The organism is Parenemella sanctibonifatiensis, assembly GCF_002250565.1.
In the GTDB taxonomy this organism is placed as follows: Bacteria; Actinomycetota; Actinomycetes; order Propionibacteriales; family Propionibacteriaceae; genus Parenemella; species Parenemella sanctibonifatiensis.
Window position 1 is genome coordinate 97,928 of record NZ_NMVJ01000008.1, and the last position, 20,920, is coordinate 118,847.

The 20,920-nt window shown below is 68.7% G+C and carries 16 protein-coding genes and 2 pseudogenes; 7 read left to right on the forward strand and 11 right to left on the reverse strand.

Annotated features, from left to right (window positions below; all coding sequences use genetic code 11):
- The first annotated feature begins 8 nt into the window (after positions 1-8).
- Positions 9-1,418 (forward strand): class II 3-deoxy-7-phosphoheptulonate synthase, encoded by a 1,410-nt coding sequence (locus tag CGZ91_RS09860; protein ID WP_094454757.1) that lies wholly within the window; start codon positions 9-11, stop codon positions 1,416-1,418.
- 74 nt (positions 1,419-1,492) lie between these two features.
- Positions 1,493-2,344, forward strand: a complete 852-nt coding sequence (locus CGZ91_RS09865; protein WP_229116557.1) for an EamA family transporter — start codon at positions 1,493-1,495, stop codon at positions 2,342-2,344.
- A gap of 156 nt (positions 2,345-2,500) precedes the next feature.
- On the opposite strand, the gene CGZ91_RS09870 is transcribed toward CGZ91_RS09865, so the two are convergent.
- On the reverse strand, positions 2,501-6,262 hold the full coding sequence (locus CGZ91_RS09870; RefSeq protein ID WP_179229308.1) for a phosphodiester glycosidase family protein: 3,762 nt from the start codon (positions 6,260-6,262) through the stop codon (positions 2,501-2,503).
- Positions 6,263-6,470: 208 nt separating this feature from the next.
- Here CGZ91_RS09870 and CGZ91_RS09875 point away from each other — a divergent pair, with 208 nt between their 5' ends.
- Positions 6,471-7,127: an MBL fold metallo-hydrolase gene (locus CGZ91_RS09875; protein WP_094454763.1), complete on the forward strand. Its 657-nt coding sequence runs from the start codon at positions 6,471-6,473 to the stop codon at positions 7,125-7,127.
- A gap of 30 nt (positions 7,128-7,157) precedes the next feature.
- On the opposite strand, the gene CGZ91_RS09880 is transcribed toward CGZ91_RS09875, so the two are convergent.
- The 3 genes and pseudogenes from CGZ91_RS09880 to pknB form a co-directional block, all read right to left on the reverse strand.
- Positions 7,158-8,408 carry a hypothetical protein gene (locus tag CGZ91_RS09880; protein WP_094454765.1) on the reverse strand — a complete coding sequence of 417 codons (1,251 nt, stop codon included), beginning with the start codon at positions 8,406-8,408 and terminating at the stop codon, positions 7,158-7,160.
- Between the two features lie 10 nt (positions 8,409-8,418).
- Positions 8,419-8,625, reverse strand: coding sequence for a PASTA domain-containing protein (locus CGZ91_RS14990; RefSeq protein WP_407670869.1), 207 nt, complete (start codon positions 8,623-8,625; stop codon positions 8,419-8,421).
- Positions 8,626-10,554, reverse strand: a pseudogene (pknB, locus tag CGZ91_RS09885) (Stk1 family PASTA domain-containing Ser/Thr kinase); the annotation flags it as partial. It lies immediately after the preceding gene.
- Positions 10,555-10,721: 167 nt separating this feature from the next.
- On the opposite strand from pknB, the gene CGZ91_RS09890 reads away from it, so the two are divergent.
- From CGZ91_RS09890 to CGZ91_RS09900, 3 genes are read left to right on the forward strand one after another with little or no spacing between them, the layout of a single operon-like run.
- Entirely contained in the window at positions 10,722-11,369 is a 648-nt protein-coding gene (locus tag CGZ91_RS09890) for a hypothetical protein (protein ID WP_144276864.1), read from the forward strand.
- A 5-nt stretch (positions 11,370-11,374) separates the two neighbouring features.
- The gene (locus CGZ91_RS09895; protein WP_229116558.1) at positions 11,375-11,806 is read left to right on the forward strand and encodes a ribonuclease domain-containing protein; all 432 of its coding nucleotides are present in this window, start codon (positions 11,375-11,377) and stop codon (positions 11,804-11,806) included.
- Positions 11,803-12,246, forward strand: coding sequence for a barstar family protein (locus CGZ91_RS09900; RefSeq protein ID WP_094454773.1), 444 nt, complete (start codon positions 11,803-11,805; stop codon positions 12,244-12,246). The genes CGZ91_RS09895 and CGZ91_RS09900 overlap by 4 nt, the downstream gene beginning before the upstream one ends.
- Before the next feature lie 25 nt (positions 12,247-12,271).
- Here the strand turns inward: CGZ91_RS09900 and CGZ91_RS14620 are convergent, their stop codons facing one another.
- The 4 genes and pseudogenes from CGZ91_RS14620 to CGZ91_RS09910 form a co-directional block, all read right to left on the reverse strand.
- Positions 12,272-12,598, reverse strand: a complete 327-nt coding sequence (locus CGZ91_RS14620) for a hypothetical protein (RefSeq protein ID WP_094449864.1) — start codon at positions 12,596-12,598, stop codon at positions 12,272-12,274.
- Positions 12,599-12,803: 205 nt separating this feature from the next.
- Positions 12,804-12,953, reverse strand: a pseudogene (locus CGZ91_RS14995) (hypothetical protein); the annotation flags it as partial.
- Between the two features lie 34 nt (positions 12,954-12,987).
- The gene (locus CGZ91_RS14625) at positions 12,988-13,308 is read right to left on the reverse strand and encodes a hypothetical protein (RefSeq protein ID WP_229116559.1); all 321 of its coding nucleotides are present in this window, start codon (positions 13,306-13,308) and stop codon (positions 12,988-12,990) included.
- Between the two features lie 10 nt (positions 13,309-13,318).
- Positions 13,319-14,440 (reverse strand): polyprenyl synthetase family protein, encoded by a 1,122-nt coding sequence (locus CGZ91_RS09910; RefSeq protein ID WP_094454777.1) that lies wholly within the window; start codon positions 14,438-14,440, stop codon positions 13,319-13,321.
- Positions 14,441-14,527: 87 nt separating this feature from the next.
- On the opposite strand from CGZ91_RS09910, the gene metF reads away from it, so the two are divergent.
- Complete coding sequence (gene metF, locus CGZ91_RS14850; RefSeq protein ID WP_179229309.1) at positions 14,528-16,231, forward strand: methylenetetrahydrofolate reductase [NAD(P)H]; 1,704 nt, start codon at positions 14,528-14,530, stop codon at positions 16,229-16,231.
- 7 nt (positions 16,232-16,238) lie between these two features.
- On the opposite strand, the gene CGZ91_RS09920 is transcribed toward metF, so the two are convergent.
- From CGZ91_RS09920 to CGZ91_RS09930, 3 genes are all read right to left on the reverse strand, one after another.
- Positions 16,239-17,237, reverse strand: coding sequence for a glycoside hydrolase family 130 protein (locus CGZ91_RS09920; RefSeq protein WP_094454779.1), 999 nt, complete (start codon positions 17,235-17,237; stop codon positions 16,239-16,241).
- Between the two features lie 31 nt (positions 17,238-17,268).
- Entirely contained in the window at positions 17,269-19,446 is a 2,178-nt protein-coding gene (locus CGZ91_RS09925) for a HelD family protein (protein WP_094454781.1), read from the reverse strand.
- A 78-nt stretch (positions 19,447-19,524) separates the two neighbouring features.
- On the reverse strand, positions 19,525-20,880 hold the full coding sequence (locus tag CGZ91_RS09930) for a hypothetical protein (protein WP_094454783.1): 1,356 nt from the start codon (positions 20,878-20,880) through the stop codon (positions 19,525-19,527).
- Positions 20,881-20,920 lie beyond the last annotated feature (40 nt).

The window sequence follows — 20,920 nt, forward strand, 5'->3', positions numbered from 1 at the left end:
TGGTCACCATGTCATCTCTGCCCTCGCTGTCCGCGCTGAAGTCCCTGCCAGCCAAGCATCAGCCGGACTATGCCGACGCCGACGAGGTCGCCGCGGTCTTGGACAAGCTCCGTGCCCTGCCCCCGCTGGTGTTTGCCGGCGAGGTCGACTCGCTGCGCGACAATCTCGCCTCGGTGGCCCGCGGTGAGGCCTTCGTGCTGCAGGGTGGCGACTGCGCCGAAACCTTCGAGGGTGTCACCGCCGACAACGTTTCCCGCAAGCTGCGGGTGCTGCTGTCGATGGCGTCGGTGATGACGTACGCCGCGCAGGTCCCGGTCGTCAAGATCGGCCGGATCGCCGGCCAGTACGCCAAGCCGCGCTCCAAGCCCACCGAGGTACGCGACGGCGTCGAATTGCCCTCCTACCTCGGCGACGCCATCAACGGGATCGACTTCACCCCGGAGGCCCGCCGCCACGACCCGGCCCGACTGCTCGAGATCTACCATTCCTCGGCGGCCACGCTGAACCTGGTCCGCGCCTTCGTCACCGGGGGATTCGCCGATCTGCGCAGCGTGCACTCCTGGAACGCCAACTTCGCGCGCCACACCAACGCCGGCGAGAAGTACCTGCAACTCGCCGAAGGCATCGAGTCGGCGCTGGCCTTCATGGAAGCCTGCGGGGTGGACGATGCCAGCCTGCGTACGGTGGACTTCTTTGCCTCCCACGAGGGCCTGCTGCTGGAGTACGAGCACGCGCTGACCCGGATCGATTCCCGCAGCGACCTGCCCTACGACACCTCGGGTCACATGATCTGGATCGGGGAGCGGACCCGTCAGCTCGACGGCGCCCATGTGGAGCTGATGCGCAACATCCGCAACCCGATCGGCATCAAGCTCGGCCCGACCGCCAGCGCCGCGGACGCCGTGGCCATCGCGGATCGGCTGGACCCGGAGCGGGAGCCCGGTCGGATCACCTTCATCACCCGGGTCGGCGCTTCCCAGGTGCGCGAACTGCTGCCCGCCATCATCGAGGGAGTCGAGAAGACCGGCCGGAAGCCGACCTGGATCTGCGACCCGATGCACGGCAACACCTTCGCCACCTCCAACGGCTACAAGACCCGCAGCTTCACCGATGTGGTCGAGGAGGTCAACGGATTCTTTGACGTTCACCACCAGCTCGGCACCTGGCCGGGTGGCGTTCACGTCGAGCTCACCGGTGAGGACGTCACCGAGTGCGTCGGCGGCGTTGACGAGATCGACGAGGTGGACCTGAGTCAGCGTTACGAGACGGCCTGTGACCCGCGACTGAACCGCAACCAGTCCTTGGAGCTCGCCTTCCTGATCGCCCAGCGGCTGTCGGACGGCCGCATCGAGCGGTCCGGCAAGCTGCCCGTCCCGGCCCCGCCGCCGGTGGCCGTCGGCGCGAACTTGCCCGACTGACATTGACCCGACGCAGATTCACCAGTGCCCGCACCGGCCGGTCCCCATGGATGGGGCCGGTCGGTCTGGTTCTGGTGGGCATCTTCTCGGTCCAGGCGGGTGCCGCGATCGCCGGCACCCAGTTCGGTGTCACCGACCCGATCGTGCTGGTCGGGCTGCGCCTGATGTTCTCCGCGGCGGTGCTGGGAGTGGTGGTACGTCCCCGGCTGCGTGGCCACTCCCGGCGGGACTGGCAACTGCTGTGGTGGTACGCCGGCAGCCTGCTGGTGATGAACGTCGCCATCTACGAGTCGTTCTCCCGGATTCCGCTGGGCGTGGCGGTGACGATCGAATTCCTCGGGCCGATCGCTGTCGCCCTGGTGTCGGCGATCCGCGCCGGCCGGCAGGGTTGGTGGGGGTTGCTGTGGGTGGCGCTGGCGGCTGCCGGCGTACTGGGGTTGGGACTGTCGCCGACACTGGACCTCGACTGGTGGGGAGTCACCTTGGCGGTGATCGCCGCGGCCGGTTGGGCCAGCTACATCTGGGCCGGTTCCCGGATCGCCGCCACGGAGCTGGGTCCCAGCACCACCTTGGCGATCGCCAGCCTGATGTGTGCCGCGGCAACGGTGGTGCCGATGGTCGTGGTCGGCGGCCCAGCGCTGCTCGATCCGCGCCTGTTGGCCGTCGGCCTCGGGATCGCGGTGCTCAGCTCGGTGATTCCCTACAGCGCCGAACTGCGGGCCCTGCGCTGGCTGCCGGCCGGCACGTTCGGGATCCTCATGAGTGTGGAGCCTGCGGTGGCGACGCTGATGGGCCTGCTGATCCTGGACCAGCAGCTGTCGTGGCTGGGCTGGGGATCGATCGCCTGCGTGATGCTGGCCAGCATCGGCGTGACCTGGCAGCAGGCGTACGCCGACCGAACCTCAGCTCGTGAGGTTGGCGGGTGAATTGGCCGGTTCGGGTGACCTGCACAACGACAGCATCCAGCCGTGACGCAGGCGATCTGGCCCGTTTCGCCTGCGTGGCTGCGGCATCGTGTAGTTGCGCACGCCAGACGGCCCCCGCCGACTGAAGTCGACGGGGGCCGCAGGGACGGACTCAGATCACTGACGCCGCCGTCGCCGGATCACCGCTGCGGTCGCGACCGCAGCAGCGCCACCGCCGATGATGACCGCGGCCGCAGGCACCGCACCGGTGTCGGGCAGCCCGGGACGCTCCGGCTGGGTCGGGGTCATCGTCGGAGTCGGCTCGCTGGGGGCCGGCTCAGTCGGGACGGGCTCGCTGGGTGCGGGCTCGCTGGGTGCGGGCTCGCTCGGGGCCGGTTCGCTCGGGGCGGGCTCGGTCGGCTCCGGAGTGGGCTCAGGAGTCGGGGCGTCCTGCGCCACCACGATGTCGATCTGGGCCGTGATGCCGCCGCTGGTGATGGTGATGGTCGCCTCACCGGCACCCACCGCCTGCACCTCACCGGTGACGCGGTCCACGACTGCCACCGACTCATCCGAACTGGCCCAGACATGGGACAGCGGATCGGCGACCGGCATCTGCGGGGGAGCGTTGTCCCCCTCGCCCGCCGTGTTGAGCGCGGTGGCGCTGTAGGTGCGGCTGTCGCCGATCTGCAACGGCTCGGTGTCGACATTGGTCGAGCGACCGTCCACCACACCCTGCTTGTCGCCCTGGTCGACCTCGATCGACTGGAGCAACGGCTCGACGGTGTACTGCACGGTGCCGTCGGTGTTCACATGGAACAGCGCGAAGTGATAGAAGCCACCCTGGTCGGGAGCCGTGTAGGGCGGCGTACCGATGTCGGCGATCGTGAACTGCGGGATGCCGGTCTCAGCGGTGCCCGGATTGCCCTGGGGATCGATGAACTGGCTGGCGAAACCGCGGGAGTGGCCATAGAAGACGACGACCTTCTTGTCCGGGTTGGCCTGCTTGTAGTTGTCGATCACCTCGAGGAACTGGCGTGCCTCCCACCGGTTCTGGAACTGATTGGACTTGTTCGGCAGCGGGTCGTACGCCGGCCAGTGCGTCGCGATGAAGACCACCTCGGTGTCGACCTGCTCCAGCTGCTCCACCAGCCACGGGTACTGCGGCTCGGAGGGCACCTGCTGGCCATCGGAACCCTGGATCGAACCGGTGGAACTGTCCAGAGCGATGAAGGTGGAGTCGCCCTCGGTGAAGGAGAAATGGGTGTCCTGACCGAAGACCTCGTAGAAGTTGCCGTCGGCCGGGTAGGAACCCTGGCTGATCTCGTGGTTGCCGACCACATCCCACAGCGGCACCCCGAACATCTCCCACTGCTCCTTGGCGAACTCCAGATCGGGGATCTCGCCGGTGTCGGAGATGTCACCGAGGCTGACCGCGAGCTCGGGCCTGCCCTCGACCGCCAACGGCTCGACCCGCTGACCGACCTGGCTGTCGTAGGCCTCACCCTTGCTGCGCTGGACCATGTTGCGGACGTTCACGGCGCTGGAGGAGTTGGGCTGGGCCGCGACGAGGTGACCGTCATCTCCCATGACATAGGTGGTGCCGCCCGGCTTGAAGTCCTCGGTCGACTGCTCGTACTGCAGCCACTCCGGATTGTTCTCGGCGATCGGCTGGTAGTCCTCGCTGGGCGGGGCAGCCGGATAGCTGAGCTCCACCCCGGCCAGGCTGAACTTGCCGGAGCTGCCGGCCTGGGCGTTCTGGCCGACCCACCGCATGTCCTTGAAGTACAGCGGATATTCAGTGAGCTTGCCCCACTGGACCTTCTTGGCGTGGGTGACCCACTTGCCGTACATCTCCGGCTCGATCTTGATCCACAGTGCCTGCAGGTTGCCGGCCTGGTCCTCGAGGTCGACCACGATCCATTCCGGCTGCGGGCTGTCGTTCTCGACCTTCATGGTGATGTACGCCAGCTCCGGCGCGATGCCTTGATCGTTGCGCGGCACCTCGAAGTCCTTCTCGTCGGTGGCCCAGATCCGGATCGAATGCTGCGAGGGGCTGTTCGGGAAGGTGTAGTCCAGGGTCACCGAATGCTCCTGGTCGGAGCCCTCGGGGACATCGTCGGACAGCGCGAAACCGGTCTCCGGAGTCGTGGTGGTGCCGTCCTCGTTGCGGGTGGTGAACTTCGCCGGGTCATCGGCCACGAACATCGTCTCTCGGGTGGAACCGGCATTGATGGTGGCCGACACCGACTGTTCACCGACAGTCGCGGTGACCGTGACCACACCGGCGCCCTGCTCGGCGGCGGTGAAGACACCCTCGGGGGAGACGGCGCCCAGATCGGCGCGGTCCACGGACCAGACCACCGATGCTGGGTCAACCGCGGCGCTGTCGCCACCATCGATGGCGGCCTCGACGGTGAGCGTCTGCTCAGCGCCGTTGGCGACCCGGCTGGTGGCCGGGGAGATGGTGAGCGAGTCGAACTCGTCGACCACTTGGACGTCCACCTCCGCCGTGACGCCGTTGACGGTGGCGGTGATGGTGCCGGTGCCGACCTCGCGTGCGGTGAAGGTGCCGTCCTGCCAGGTGCCCAAGCTCGAGGGGCTGACCGTAACCGACACCTGCTCGGTGGTGTGGGCCGGATTGCCGTGGGCATCCACGGCGTACGCCACGACCGGCGTGGAGGCGCCGACCGCCGCGGTGACCTGCTGGCCGTCGTGCAGCACGACCCGTTCGGCCGGGCCGGCCTCAGTGGCGGTGCTGTAGAGGAAGATGCCATTGGCGACCGGACGCTCGACCCCGCCGTCGGAGGGCGAGTTGGCGATGGAGACGGCATCATCACCCGGCATCCGGGTCACCATCGTGCTGGAGCCGCCGCCGTCCAGCAGCACGGCATCCTCGATGCCCAGCGACTGGAGATAGCTGGCGACCTGCATCGGGTTCACACCGAGGGCGGTGTCGGCGGTGCCGCGGCCATCCATGGTGGCCAGCACGATCTCACCGTCGGCAGTGGTGCCGACAACCGTCTCCGGGTTGAGGGTGGAGGGCATCTGGTGATTCGGGTCGTCAAACAGGGAACCGTCCTTGAGGATCCGACCCGGTCCCTGCATCATCTGGTCGATGTTGTTGTTGGGGGAGATCTGGTGCTCGACGGTGACCTCAACACCGGCCGCCGCGTTGGCAGTCAACCACTGCGCACCGGCCGAGGCGGGGGCGCCGGCCAGCAGCCCATAGCTGCCCTCGGGCAACTGCGGGAGCTCGCTGACGGTACGGACCTCGGTGATGGTGATGGTGGCGCCCTCATCGGAGGAGGTGCCGAGCGCGAGCACGTGCTCCCCGCCCAGCCACGCCGGTGCCACCTCGCCCAACCGCGGCGTCACCATGGTGATGGCGTCATCCTTGGCGCGGTCGACCCAGTTGATCGAGTCCAGCGCACGGTCCTGACCGCCTGCGCTGATGGTGCCGGAGAACTCCTGCTTGCCGATCACCATCGAGCCGTCATCCAGCACCGAGAAGGTGCCCTCCTGGTTGGCAGCCGGGCTCTTCCAGATCTCGCCGTCGATGATCTCACCCAGATTGGGCTGACCAGAGGCGTTGATCTGGAAGTAGCTGCCGTTGACACCGGCGACCGCACCGGTGCGCTGCGCCATCGAGGTGACCGTCTCATTGGCCGGGTCGATGACCTTGTCGGCGGATCCGACGACCCGGACCGCCAGATTAGGGTCAGTGGTGTCGCCGGTCAGCACCTGGATCGGCACGACACCGTCGATGGACTTGATGGTCTCGGTGGAGAATTCCAAGCCGTTGGTGATGCCCACCGGCTCGGTGGTCTCTCGTTCAGTGATGGTGCTCCAACGCTCAAGCTGGTCGGGCATCCAGTCGACCGCGGGAGCGGCGGTCGAGGGCACGACATTCGCGACCAGCGCGAACAGTGCCAGCACGGCTGCACCGAACAGTGCAGACCTGCGTGGCGCCGCCGGAGGGCGGTGATGGGTCGTCATGGTGGTCCTTCCACGTGGGGTCAGACCATCCGTATCGACTGAACGTGAACCCGGCGCGCCACTGGGGTGAACACCACCAGTAACGGGTTGCTCCAAGAGTTCACGGGGTTGTCATCCGGGTCTGGCAGGCCTGGCCTACGGTGGGCACATGAAGATCACCCATCTGGGCCATGCGGCCGTCCTGGTCGAGACTGACAGCGACCGGATCCTCATCGACCCCGGCAACTTCAGCCAGGAATGGCATGGCGTGACCGACCTGTCAGCCGTGCTGGTGACCCATCAGCACCCCGACCACATCGATCCGGACCACGTCGGCGCTCTGCTGCAGCGCAATCCCGACGCCCGGGTGTGGACCGAACCGAGCGTGCTGCAGCAGGTCGAGGTGGCTGAGCTGGCCGACCGGGCCGAACCGCTGGCCGCGGGGGAAAGGCGTACGCTCGGCGGCCTCACCGTGACCGGAGTGGGCGGCCAACACGCGGTGATTCATGCCGACCTGGCCCGGATCGGCAACACCGGGGTGCTGCTGCAGCAGGAAGGTGAGCCGACCTTCTTCCATCCCGGCGACATGCTGGACACCACCCCGGCCGGGGTCGACGTCATCGCCGTCCCGCTGCACGGGCCGTGGGCGGCGATGAAGGAACACATCGACTTCGTCCGCGCCCTGGGCGCGAGCCACGGCTTCGGCATCCACGAGGCCCTGCTGTCCGAGCGCGGCTGGCAGTTGGCCTTCACCCGGATCGCCGAGATGGGCCCGACGACGATGGTCGACAGCCGCGATCACGCCCCGATGGACTTCCCGGCGTAGGCCGGAGGGCGGGGCCCTCGGGCGGTCAGCTCAGTTGGTGCCGGCCCGGGGGATCTGCGGGGCGCCGGGGATCGGCGGCAGTTCCCGGAAGGTGGGCGAGGGGCGTACGCCGAGGTTGGCCCACACGAAGCTGGGCACCCACCCGAACAGGCCGTGCATCTGATTGGCGACATAGATGATCGTGGGCGGCTCGTGGTCGTTGACCTTGAAGCGGATGACGCCGTCGCGGATCGCGAATGGGACCGGGTGGTAGGCCATCAGCCATTCCATCGCCCGGGGGTGGATCACGTCGGAGGCGAACTTCGGGTCGTGGGTGCGGATCTTGAACTTCTCGTTGAACTTCTCCGACTCGTACTCATACTCCTTGCCCTCGGAGAAGATGCCCCAGTTGAGGGAGATGAATCGGAACGGGAAGGGCGGCTGCATCTCGACGATGTATTCGACGTGGTGCTGGGTCGTGGTGGTGGTGCCGCCGTTGCCATTGCTGGTGGTGTGGGTGGTCTCCCAGTGATGCGCCAGCGCGATGAAGGGGAGCCCGTCATTGTCGGCGATGACGACGTCCTGGGCCCGGTGGTTTTGACCTCCGCCGGTGGTCGAGACCATCTCAAGGAAGTGGTCCGCACGCGGGAAGTAGGTCCACTTGGTGTGGTAGAAGCCGAGCTTGGGCTCCGGGTCGGGCTGCTTGAACTGCTCGGGGCCGCCGCCGGCCATCAGGGCCTTGGCGTAGGTCGCGGCCTGCTCGATGTGGGAGTTCATCTCCTCGGCAGGCTCGGGGCAGTGCAGCGAGACCAGCTGGTTGCCGTCGATGCTGATGTCGATCGGGGTGTTGGTCGGCAGCGAGGGCAGGATCCGGCGCAGTGCCTCCCGGCCGAAGTCGGTGTCGCTGGTGAAGGCCCGCAGCGCACCGGGCGCATCCAACTCATAGGCGACCAAGTGGGGGCGTACCGGGCCGTTGCCGAGCACGAATTCGGGCAGGGCGTACGGCAGCCGGATGCAGGTCACCCGGATCTCGCGTTGGTTGCGGGTCTGGTACTCGAAGACCTGGAAGGGCAGTCCGTCAGCGGTCTTGCCGATGATCTGGTCATCCACCGAACGGTCGTATTCGACGCCGAAGGGCGGCACGTTCAGCCCGTTGGCGATGCTGATGTCGGGGTTGGTGACGAAGGTCCAGCCGCGGGACTCGAGGGCCTTGACGTACTGGTAGCGCCGGATGCCGAAGTAGAGGCCGATCCCGCCGCCGACGACCAGGATGACGAGACCGAAGATGAGCAGTACTTCCATGACCTGTGCCTCACACGACGAAGATTGTGACAGTGGAGCCCTTCGGTGCCTTGGCGCCACCGTCGGGGTCGGTCCGAAGGACCAGTCCCAGGCCGTTGTTCACCACGTACGACACCTGCACCTTGAAGCCGGCGTCCTCGAGCTTCTTCCGGGCCTCGTCCGCTCCGCTGGAGCGCACATTCGGCACGGTGACCAGTTCCGGTCCCTTGGAGACCACGAGTTCGATGCTGTCGCCACGCTTGCCGGTTCCGTCGGCCGGGGTCTGCGAGATGACCACGCCTGCGGGCACCGAGTTGGAGAACTGCTCGCTGCGCTTCACCGAGAAACCACGACCCTCGAGCTCGGCCTGCGCGTCCTTGGCAGGTTTGCCCGACCAGTCGTCGATCGCGATCGGTTCGGGGCCCTTGGACACCACCAGGTCGACCGGGGTGCCCGGCTTGACCAGTTCCTCGGGGGCGATGGAAGCCTCCACCACCTCACCGGCCGGTGCCTGCTCATCCCAGCGTTCGGTCACCTCGCCCAGCGCGAGGCGCCCCTCGGTGAGCGCCGCCTCGGCGTCGTCGACGCCCATCCCGACCACGGTCGGGACCGGATAGCGCTCCGGGCCCAGCGACACGTACGCCGTCATGCTGCCGCCGTCGAGCAGCCGGTCGCCGGCCGCCGGATCGGTGCGGATGACACGTCCCTTGGGAATGGTCTCGCTGTACTCCTGCTCGAACGTCACCACGACTCCGGCACCCTCAGCGGTGCGTGCCGCATCGGTCTCGGTCTGGTTTGCCATGGCCGGCACCGTGGTCCAGCGGCCCTCCAGCCAGAACCAGCCGCCGTAACCGGCGCCGCCGAGCACGGCGAGCACCAACAGGATCGCCACCAGACGGCGCAACGGACGGCGGCGCCGTTTCGTCGGCCGAGGCTCATCCCATTCGGCATCCCAGTGGGGCGCCCGAGCAGCCTGTTCCGGGGTGCTGGGACTACGGCGCTGCCGCGTCGCTCGAGCAGCGGAGCTGACGGCGGGCTGCAGCACCGTACGCGGCAGATCCTCCCGTGGTGGCAGAGAGGCGACCCCGTCCATGGAATGTTCCAGGTCCAGCGGGCTCACCGGCGTGGACGCGGTGGTCCACCGGGTCATCACGGTGTTCTGATGGTCCTCGAGACGGTCCGGACGGGTCGACTCGGCCCCGTGGGCGTTGGCGGTGGCCCGCGGCACGATCTCGGTGGCCTCGTCGGCCGGAGTGACCGGAGTCGCCATCGAGCGGGTCAGGTCGGGATCGTCCATCACGCCCTGGCTGAGCGCGCGGCGGCACCGGCGTACCTTCTCCAGCAGCACCTGACCGTCCGGGGGCCGATTGGCCACGTCACGGTCGGTGCAGGCCTGCACCAACGCATCCAGGTAGGGCGGGATGCCGCGGCGGGAGTCCCGCCAGGATGCCTGCACCAGGGTGGACGGTGCCGGCACGTCGTTGTGGACGTGGGCGTACGCGACCTGGATCGGGGTGTCGCCGGTGTGCGGCTTGCGGCCGGTGAGCATCTCGAAGAGCACCACGCCGGCGCTGTAGACGTCCGAGCGGGTGCTGGCGGAACCGTCGACGACCAGCTCGGGCGGCAGGTAGGACACGGTGCCGATCAGCAGGCCCTGGGTGGCGGTCGCCGTCTGTCCGGTGAGCGCCTTGGCCAGGCCGAAGTCGGCCACCTTGATCTGGCCGCGGTCGGAGATCAGGACGTTCTCGGGCTTGACGTCGCGGTGCACCAGGCCGGCCTCGTGGGCCGATGCCAACGCCGCGACCACCGGATCGATGAGTTCCAGGGCCCGTTCGGGGGTCATCGGGGCCTGGGCGGTGATGAGGTTGCGCAGCGTGAAGCCCTCGACGAACTCCATCACGATGAAGGGGCGGCCGTTGTCGATGCCCTGGTCGAAGACCGACACGACGTGGGGATGCGACAACCGGGCTGCGGCGCGTGCTTCGCGGTCGAACTTGCGGGCGAAGTCGGTGTCGTCACCCAAGCCGTCGTGCATGACTTTGATGGCGACGGTTCGGGTCAGGCGCATGTCCGTGCCGCGATAGACGGTCGCCATGCCGCCTCGCGCGATTCGCGCATCGATGCGGTAGCGACCCTCCAGGACATGGCCGACCAGTCGGTCGTTCACGTTGGAGGTGATGCTCACCTGGTGCTCCAAACACGGTCGGGGAAGGAGGCCGTGTCAGCCTTTGCCCACTGTAGGACCGACGGCAAGAAATCCGTGGTGGCGACACGCGAGAGGCACTCGGGGTGTACCCCGGACTGGTGGATGGCTCGCGCCCTACGCTGATGACCATGACAGCACTCATGGGCCTGACCGAGGTGGTGCGCCTGTCGCGACTCGGCGTCTGGATATCCATCGACGAGATCGACCAGGTGCCGCTGCTGCTGAGCAGCGGTGCCGATCTGTTCTGGTTCGGGACCGGCCGGGCCAGCCTCGACGACTCGGTCGAACGGTTGAAGGCGCTGCACCAACGTCTGTTCCGGGACCAGATCCTCGTGGGCGTGGCCGAGGACCGCGACCTGGCGGTGGCGTTCCGGCCCGACCTGACGCTGTTCTCGCCTTACTCGGTGCCGGCCACCGACCAGCGGGGGCTGTCGCACGAACATGCCCAGGTGGGCGGTCTCGCGACCGACGCCGAGGCCTTTGCCGAGCTCACCGCTGCCGGAGCGGACTACCTGGTCGTCCTGTCCGATGACTCCGAACTGCTGGAGGCGGCGCTGGCTCAGGAGCAGCCGTTCTTTGCGACGCTCGCGCTGACCGGCGACGACCAGGACCAGGCCGAGGTCGCCTCCCTGGTGGAGCGCGGCGTACGCCGGCTGTGCCTGAGCCAGGCCGACCTCACCGATCCGGCCACCCAGTTGCCGGCGCTGCGGCGGGCGCTGCAGCCGGCCTGGGAGCCCAAGCCCGGGGAGACCGTTGGCGGGAGCTTCCTCCGATGAGGGTGATGACGACGCGGTTGCTGGCCGCACTGCTGGCCGTGGTGCTCGGCCTCACCCTGACTGCCTGCACCCTCACGGTCGAGGCGCCGCCCAGCACCGAGGAGACCGCCGCCGGGGCGACGGGCAGCGCGCCGCAGGAGCGTACCGATCCGGACTCGGGTCTGGACTGGGTCGATCTGGCTGACCTGCCGCCCGAGGCCGCGGAGATGATGGAGCTGATCGAATCGGACGGGCCCTTCCCCTACGATCGCGATGGCATCACCTTCCAGAATCGCGAGGGCCTGCTGCCGGACCAGCCGCGCGGCTACTACCGCGAATACACCGTGCCCACCCCGGGGGAGCGGGACCGGGGAGCCAGACGGATTGTTGCCGGCGAGCAGGGCGAGTACTACTGGACAGCGGACCACTACGAGAGCTTCGAAAGGATCCGGACATGAGCGAGGCCTCGTTCTTCGGCATCGACCAGTCGGACGAGGCGGGGTCATTTGATCCCGCGATGCCTGAACTGAATCTCCCGACCACGACCGATGGCGGGGGAGTCTTCGCGACCACCGCCGAACGCGACAGCGTCGTGCACCGCTTGGAGCGGGTCGGCTGGCGTACGGCCATCCTCAGCGGCTCGGCGGACAAGCGGGGGGTGCTCGCGAAGATCGGTCAGGCGCTGAACTTCCCCGACTACTACGGCGCCAACCTCGACGCCCTCGACGAGTGTCTGGCTGAGCAGACCGAACCGACCGCCCTGGTCTGGGTGGACGGGATGCGGATGGCCGAGTCGGCGCCCAAGGACTTCCAGTCGATCGCGCAGGTGCTCTTCAGTCACACCCAGGACGAGGTGCCGTTCGCGGTGGTGGTGCTGTACGCCGCCCCCGAGGCCTGACCAGCCCTTGACCGAGCGGAACGGATCAGACCTTCTCCGGGTCGAGCCCCTCGGTGGGCCAGATGTCGACGGCGAGTTCGTCGGGTCCGAGGTCGAGTTCTTCGGTGATGCGTTGGACGAGTCCGCCGACTTGGGCGTGGTAGGTGTAGCCGACTTCTGGGGGCATCCAAGTGCCGTAGAAGTGGTTCAGGAAGAGGTCGTTCCAAGCTTCAAGGTCGTGTCGAAGCTCGGGGGAGAGCTGTTCCCACGCGCCGGGGCGGCGGGGGCACCAGAATCCGCCGCCGCCGATCTGAGTCTCGGGGCTGAGGAGCACCGTATTGTTCCGGGGATGGCGGTCGTGTTCGCCGATCATCAACGTCGCCCTTCGACTGGCGGGGTGGGGGTGGTGCGGTGGGTGATGAGGGGGTTCGCGGGGTCGCGCCATTCGCCGGTGACGTACTGTCCATCCAGTAGAGGAAGCCGTTTTCGAAGAATTGGATGCGGTGGTGGCTGGGTGCGTTTTGGCCGGGGTGTTGCTCTGCAGTTGTCGGATAGCCGTAGGGGCTGTTCTCCCAGCCTTCCGTGCTCCAGGTGTCACGGATGCGGCCGGTGACGGGGTGGGCTCCAGTGCGGGGTGTCCAGTAGATGCTGCCGTGTTGGAAGTTTGGGCCAAAGGTACTCCCGTAACATGGGCCCGTCAATGGATCTGACGCCGGCGCTATCCCCACTTGGAATCGAACATGGCGGCCTGTCGGCCGGTCTTCAGACCTTCTCTGGGTCGAGCCCGTGGGTCGGCCAGATGCCAACGGCGAGCTCCTCAGGTCCGAGGTCGAGTTCCTCGGTGATGCGTTGGACGAGGTCGCCGACTTGGGCGTGGTAGGCGTAGCCGACTTCTGGGGGCATCCAGGTGTCGTAGAAGTGTCGGTGGAAGAGCTCGTCCCAGGCCGTGATGTCGCGACGGAGCTCGGGCGACAGCTGTCCCCAAGCGCCGGGGCGCCCCGGGGCACCGAACGCGAAGTCGTGGTACCCGGGGCAGAGGAACACGGTCCGGTTGGGTGGATTGCGGTCGTGTTCGCCGATCATCGTTGCCGACTCACCCGCGGCGGCGTACGGCGAGTTCCACCAGCCCGCCCAAGCCTTGGCGTACGGCTTCGGTCACCTCGAGCTCGGCGACGGTGTCCCGGGCGGCAGCGGTGAGGGCGGCGATGCGCTCCTCCACGCGGTCCCGAGCGCCGGTCTCCTCGATCACGGCAGAGGCATCCGCGATCGCGGCGGCACCGGCCGGCTGGCCAAGGACCGCAGCCAGTCGGGTCCGCTGATCGTCGTCGGCGGCCTGCAGGGCGTACAACACCAGCAGGGTCCGCTTGCCCTCGCGCAGGTCATCGCCGGCGGGCTTGCCGGTCTCGTCCTCGGAGCCGAAGACGCCCAGGACGTCGTCGCGGAGCTGGAAGGCCCAGCCGACCGCCGACCCGAGCCGGGAGAGTCCCTCGATCAGGTCCGGGGTCGCGGTGCCCGCCGCGCGGGCACCGATCAGCAAGGGATGACGCACCGTGTAGGAGGCGGTCTTGCGCTCCAGGACCGCCTCGGCCTGCTCGATCGCGGTCGCAAACTCCGCCTCGCTCGTGGGGAGGGGGCGGTGCTCGCCGAGCACGTCGAGCAGCTGACCGGCGGTCACCTCGGTGCGCAGGGCAGCCAACTGGGCGTGCACCTCGGGATCCTGGCTGGCCTGACCGGCAAGTTCGACCGACCACATCAGCAGCAAGTCGCCCAGCAGCACGGCGCTGGACTGGCCGAACTCGACCGGATCACCCAGCAGGCCGGCGGTGCGGTGTTCGGCCTCGAACCGGCGGTGCATCGACGGGGCGCCGCGGCGGGTGTCGGAACGGTCGATGATGTCGTCGTGCACCAGCGCGCTGGCGTGCAGCAGGTCGGTCGAGGTCGCCAACTGGACCAGCCAGTCCGGCATCAGCCGGGACCCGGTCGCAGCGGCGTACCCCCACAGCACGCAGGCCGGCCGGAATCGCTTGCCGCCGGCGCAGAACTCCCGGGCTGCGGCCAGCACCGGCGTCAGCTCGGGGCTGATGTCCTCCAACACGGCGCCCTGGTGTTCCCAGACCCGCTCCAGTTGCGCGGCCACACCGTCGTGGATTGCGGCACCCAGCGGATCGTGAGGGTCGAGCTCGGTCAGGACGGATTCCTCAACATGACTGGCCATGGCCCGAGTCTAGGGCCGCAGACGTGAAAGGCGCCCGGGCGCCGGAATGGCGGAGGAGGGCAGATCGGCTGGGCTAGGGTTTCTGGCGTGATCACCAAGCAGCCGCCGCACCAGCCCACCATCGCCGATCTGTTGGCGACGGCGACCCGGCCGCTGTTCTCCTTCGAGTTCTTCCCGCCGCGCAGCCCCGAGGGCGAGGAGACGCTGTGGCGCGCGATCCGCGAGCTCGAATCGATCCGCCCCGACTTCGTCTCGGTGACCTATGGCGCCAACGGCTCCACCCGGGAGCGCACCATCCGCGCCACCGAACGCATCGCCACCGGCACCAACCTGCGCACCATGGGCCACCTCACCTGTGTCAGCCAGTCGCGGGCGGACCTGCGCCGGACCATCGGGGCGTACGCCAGCGTCGGACTCCAACACATCCTCGCGATCCGCGGCGACCCGCCCGGCGGGCCAACGGCGCCGTGGCAGGCGCATCCCGAGGGGCTCCGGAACGCCACCGAACTGGTCGAGATGATCGCCTCGCTGGGCGACTTCTGCATCGGCGTCGCGGCCTTCCCCGACGTCCATCCCGAGCAGCGTGATCCCGACCTGGACGCCCGGCTGTTGGTGGCCAAGGCCCGCGCCGGCGCGAAGTTTGCGATCACCCAGTTCTTCTTCGACCCGCAGTCCTACGTCGACCTGGTGGCGCGGGTGCGGGCGCTGGACTGCGACATCCCGATCATTCCCGGCATCCAGCCGGTGACGTCGGTCAAGCAGATTGAACGCTTCGCTGAACTGTCCGGGGCCGCGCTGCCGGCGGATTTGGTGGCCAAGTTGCATGCCGTCCAGGACGACCCCGAGCAGGTCACCGAGGTTGGCATCGCGACCGCGGTGGACCTGTGCCGCGATCTCCTTGCCGCCGGGGCGCCCGGCCTGCACTACTACACCCAGAACCGTTCGCTGGCGACCCGCCGGATTCACCAGCAACTGATCGACGAGCTCGGCATCGACACCTCCGTGCCGGCGGCCGCGAGCGAGGCCGCGCTGCCGGTGCGCCGCCTCGGCAGCGCGGTGGCGCGACCCGAACGCCACGAGCCGCCGGTCGTACCCGCCCGCCCCGGGGTGGCTGCGGTGGCCCACGGCGCCGGGCCGCTGGAGCGGCCGCTGACGCTGACTGACATCTGGCCGCCCTATGGGCTGCGCGTCACCGCGGGAGACCTGGAGCTGCGTCCGGTGCGCGAATCCGACGCCCCGGAGCTGCTCGGTCTGGTCGCCGAAGGAGTTCATCCCCGCGACCGGATGCCGTTCAGCTTCCCGTGGACGCAGGCTCCGGCCGCCGAACTGCCCGCCAACTACCTGCAATGGATCGCCCGGACCGTCACCGAGACCAGCCGGAGCCGACTCAACCTGCAGCTGGTGGTGCGGCTCGGTGGGCGAGTGGTGGGCGTCCAGGGGCTCGGAGGCGCCGACGTGGACACGCTGCGTACGGCCGAGACCGGATCCTGGCTGGGGCAGCGCTTCCACGGGCAGGGCATCGGCACCCGGATGCGGCAGGCGGTCTGTGAGCTGGCCTTCGACCACCTCGGGCTCACCGAGGTGACCTCGGGGGCGTTCGTCGACAACCCGGCCTCCCTGTCGGTCAGCCGCAAGGTCGGGTACGCCGACAACGGCACCGAGCGCTTCAACCGAGCCGACGGCCCCACCCTCCAGCGCAAGCTCGTCCTGACCCCGGACGCGCTCGTCCGCGGTGAGCCGATCACGGTCGAGGGCGCGGACGCGCTGCGCGCCTTCCACGGGCTCGACTGAGAGCGGCTCAGCCCACCGGCGTACAGGCGGCGACCAGGTCGTTGACGTCGGCGCTGGCCAGGCACATCCAGGTGTCGGAGCAGCCGTAGTAGATGCGGACCTCGTCCTCGACCAGCGTCATGCCGGTGGGGAAGATGACGTTGCTGCGGAAGCCCTCCACCTCCCACTCGGTCTCGGGGGAGATGAGCGGCTCGGTCGACAGCCCGATCAGGCGGCTCGGGTCGGCCAGGTCGAGCAGCATGATGCCGGCGCTGTAGCGCTTCTGCCAGGTCGCCTCCCAGCCGAACTTGCCGCGCTCCCGGTCCCGGTCGACCGAATGGAAGGTCGTCAACCAGCCGGCGTCGGTGCGGATCGGCGGTGCCGCGGGGCCGAGCTTGTCGTTGCAGAAGGGCACCTGTTCGATGCCCAGCACCAGCGCCGAGTCGCCCCAGTAGCGCAGGTCGTTGGACCGGCTCAGCCAGGTGTCGAACTTGTCGCCGCCGCGGGAATAGACGGGCATCGGGCGCTCCAGGCGTACGAACTGGTCGTTGACCTTCTCCGGGAAGAGCACCATGTTGCGGTTCTCCGGCACCGAGATCGACAGGATCTCGATCTCGGACAGGTCCTCGTTCCAGACGCCGATGCCACCGCGTACGCCGTGGCGGGTGTCGACCGCGAAACACATGTGGAGCCGGCCCTCCAGCACCGTCAGGCGGGGGTCGTAGACCCGGGTGATCTCCGGATCGTTCAGCCACTCGGCCTGCCACACCGGCTCGGGCGCGACTTGCCAGTCGATGCCGTCGCTGCTGGTCGCCAGTCCCAGGTTGGAGCCGTTGAACCGACCCACCCCGTTGAAGTCCCATTCGTTGCGGAAGACCATGACATAGCGGCCCTGCCAGAAGGCCACGCCGGCGTTGAAAACGGTCTGCGAGGGGTAGGGGACCTGCTCGGGGCTCAGCACCGGGGCGCCGTCATTGACGCGGGTGATGATCGGGTTGGTCGACAATGGTGGCTGCATCTGCGGCATGGCGGCCGTCCTCTCTGATGGTGGTCGCGACTCAGTCTGCCGTGCTCGGCCGCCAATCGCCGGGGACGTCCACGTCGATGGCGACCAGCCGCTGGGTGGGGCGGGTCAGGGCGACGTAGAGGACCCGGGTGCCGCCGGAACTCTGCGCCACGATCGCGCTCGGATCCACCACGACGGCGGCGTCATATTCCAGGCCCTTGGCCTGGATCGCCGTCACCACGGCCAGCCGATCCTGCGGCAGGTCGGCTCGGCCGATCTCCGCCTGCAGCGACGCCAACCGGCTCGGCGGGCAGATGATGCCGATCGTGCCCTCCACGTCATCAGCCAGTGCCGAGATGGTGGCGGTCACGTGCGCCGGCAGGTCGGCCTCGGGGGTGACCAACAGTTCGGGCTCGCGGCCGGTCCGGCGTACCGCCTCGGGCACGTCGACCTCGGGATAGTCCCGCTGCACCACCGCGGCGGCGAAGTCATAGACCTCGGCCGGCGAGCGGTAGTTGGTGCTCATCCGGAATCGTCGCGAGGGGCCGCGGCCGATCAGGTGCTGCAACGCCCGCTCGGTCTCGGCGGGATCGGGCCAGGTGCTCTGGGCAGGGTCGCCGACGATGGTCCACGAGGCCTGCGGGCCGCGCCGTCGCAGCATCCGCCACTGCATCGGCGTGATGTCTTGGGCCTCGTCGATCAGCACGTGGGCGAAGGTGTCGAAGGGGTCGTCGTTGGGGTCGACCTCGACGGTGTGACGGAGCCGGTCGGCCGTGGTGACGACCTCATTGACCTCGGTGCCGTCGGGCAGGAAGAGCGACTCCTCGGCGTCGGGCTCGGGCTGAGGCATCCCGATCAGCTCCACCAACTCATCGAGCAGGGCGACATCAGCCACCGTCAACGGCTGCTCCGGGGTCAACGCCTGGGCCAGCGTTTCTTGCTCCGCCGGGCTCAACAGCCCCTCGGCAACCTCGGCCAGCAGCGCCGGATCGGAGAGCCGGTGCAACTGTTCGATCGGGTCCAGGGTCGGCCACCAGGCGTTGACCAGCATCCGATAGCTGGCCTGGGAGGAGACGCGGTCCGCAAACACCTCCCGGCTCACGTCGACGCTGTCGGGCTTGCGCTGCCACAGTTCCTCCAGCAGCGCAGACTCCGCCCGGTCACGGGCCAGGTTGGCCCTCGTCTCGGACAGCACCCGCCGGCGTACGGCACGGAGGTCCTCGGACCGCAGCCGCAGCACCTCACCCTCGATGCTGACGTGCAGGTCCAGGTGTGCCGACCCGATGCTCGGTGCGTCGACCAGCCGGCGCAGCAGGGTCGCCATCCGCAGGCTGCCCTTGACGGCCGCCGCCGCGGGAGTGTCAACCTCCTCCGACCGCAGGCCCAGGACGTCATGGGCGACGCCGCCGATGGGGCGCAACGTGACTGATTCCTCACCCAGGGAGGGCAGCACCCGTTCGATGTAGTTCATGAAGACCGAGCTCGGCCCCACCACCAGGACACCACCGCGTTCGAAGCGCTTGCGATGGCTGTAGAGCAGGTACGCCGCGCGATGCAGGGCCACCACCGTCTTGCCGGTGCCCGGTCCGCCGCCGATGACGGTGACGCCCTGATGGGGAGCGCGAATCGCCTCGTCCTGTTCGCCCTGGATGGTGGCGACGATGTCACGCATGGTGTGGCCACGGGCCCGGCTCAGCGCGGCCATCAGGGCGCCCTCACCCAACACCACCAGATCGCCGTTGGCGTGGTCGGCGGCGAGCAGGTCGTCCTCGATGCCGACGACCTGGTCACCTCGGCAGCGCAACACCCGGCGCCGGACCACCTCCATCGGCGCGGCGGGGGTGGCCCGATAGAACGGCTCGGCCGCCGGAGCGCGCCAGTCGATCACCAGCGGCTCGTACTCCTCATCCCGTACGCCGATCCGCCCGATGTAGCGGACCTCACCGTCGGTGTGGTCCAACTTGCCGAAGACCAGGCCGTCGTGTTCGGCCTCCAGCGTGGCCAGCCGGCGCGCGGCCTGATAGACGAAGACGTCGCGCTCCAGCATGCCGGTGCTGTCCTCTTCGCGAACGAAGTCAGCCCGTTCGGTCTGATAGAGGGACTGCCCCTCCTTGGCGAGCTTCTGAGCTGAGGTCCGTGCAATCTCCAGTTGCCGGTAGACCCGATCCACGTGGGCCTGCTCGAGGGCGAGCTCGGCGGCGTACTGGGGGGTCGGCGACGGTGAGGTCAAGTTTGCGCTCCAGATCAGTGCGGATGGTCACATCGCGTGCACCAGACGAGCCAGTCTAACCCCTCGCTCAGAGAGCTCTCAGCGATCCCAACGGGGCAGCGCCTGCGGCCGTCGGGGCGGTGGCGTCTTGTTGGTGGGTCGGACATCCTCGCCGGTCAATTCCTCGTGCAGCGCATAGCTGGCCAGCGCCGCAGCGAGCAGCACCTGCTGTGGCGACCCGCCGCCCCGACCCGAGGCGCTCACCGTGGTCAGGCTGGCGTCGAGCCGGATCGGAGGCCGGCGCAGCCAGTGGTGGCTGCCGCGTCGCCAGGCTGCGACCGTCGCGTCCGGGCCGCCGCGACGCCGGACATGCTCGGTGACCAGGGTGCCGCCCGCGTACGCCCGCCGCCAGCTCTCCACGATGCCGTCGCGGTGGTGCTCCATGACGTGCTCGGGCTCATCGAGCGGCGACTCCTGCCACCAGTGCTGCACTCGCGGCGCGATCGCGCGTCGCAGGCCCCGGGCTCGGCGAAGCGCCGGCACCGCAGCGCCGGTCAGCTCCGCCTGCTGCCACAGGTCAGTGGCCAGGGTCGCCGCGGCAACCTCCACTTCGCCTGTCGCGGTGGTGATGCGCCACCTGCCCGCGACAGTCCGGCTGAGGTCCAGTACGGCGGCCGGGGCCAGAATCTCGACGCCGCGAACGGCGAGCCGGTCCAGCAGTGCGTCGACGACGTGCCCAAAGCGGACCGGCTGGTCGTGGTGGGTCACCATCCACTCGCCGAAGACCGCAGCCAGGGCCAACGGAGTGGCTCGAAAACCTGGGGTGAGGCGCGGGTCGTTGCCCTCCAGCCATGCGGTCGAACGGATCACCGCAGCCAAGTGGGGCTCCTTGATGCTGCGCGCCAGTCCGGCGATGCTGCCGCCCGGCAGCGCGGCCCGGCGGATCTGGTCGTTCGAGGTCAGTTCCTGCTCCAGGCCCAGCGCGCGTTGCCGCTGCCAAACATCGGTGAGCTGCCGCAGCAGCGTTTCCCACCGCTGCGCGGCGGCGGCACCGTACCTGCGCCGCAGGATCACCTGACGCGTGGAGCGGTCGTTGGGCAGCACCAGCTCGCTGCCGTCGCTGAACCGGTGCCGGGTAGCCGGGGCGGGGGAAAGGGCGAGCTCGGCCTTGGCAAGGCTGCCTTCCAGCGGCATCCCGGTCTTCTTGAACAGGTCCCGCCAGGGCGCCGGAAATGCGGTGGTGAGCGGTAGGTCGTCCACCATCGGCGCCGGTCCGAGATCGCCCGGCCACGTCGAGAGCGCGATCCCACGACCTTCCGGGACCAGGACCTCCTCCTCGGACAGCAGCGTCGTGCGGTGCCCCAGTCGGGCCAGTCTGGCCGCCGTCGCCACCGCGCCCAGATCGGAGCCGATCACGGCAACCGGGACGGCCTCGGGTGGCTGCTCGGCGGACATGGCCGACAGCGTAGACCCCCGGCGTCGCGGATGGTGTGGT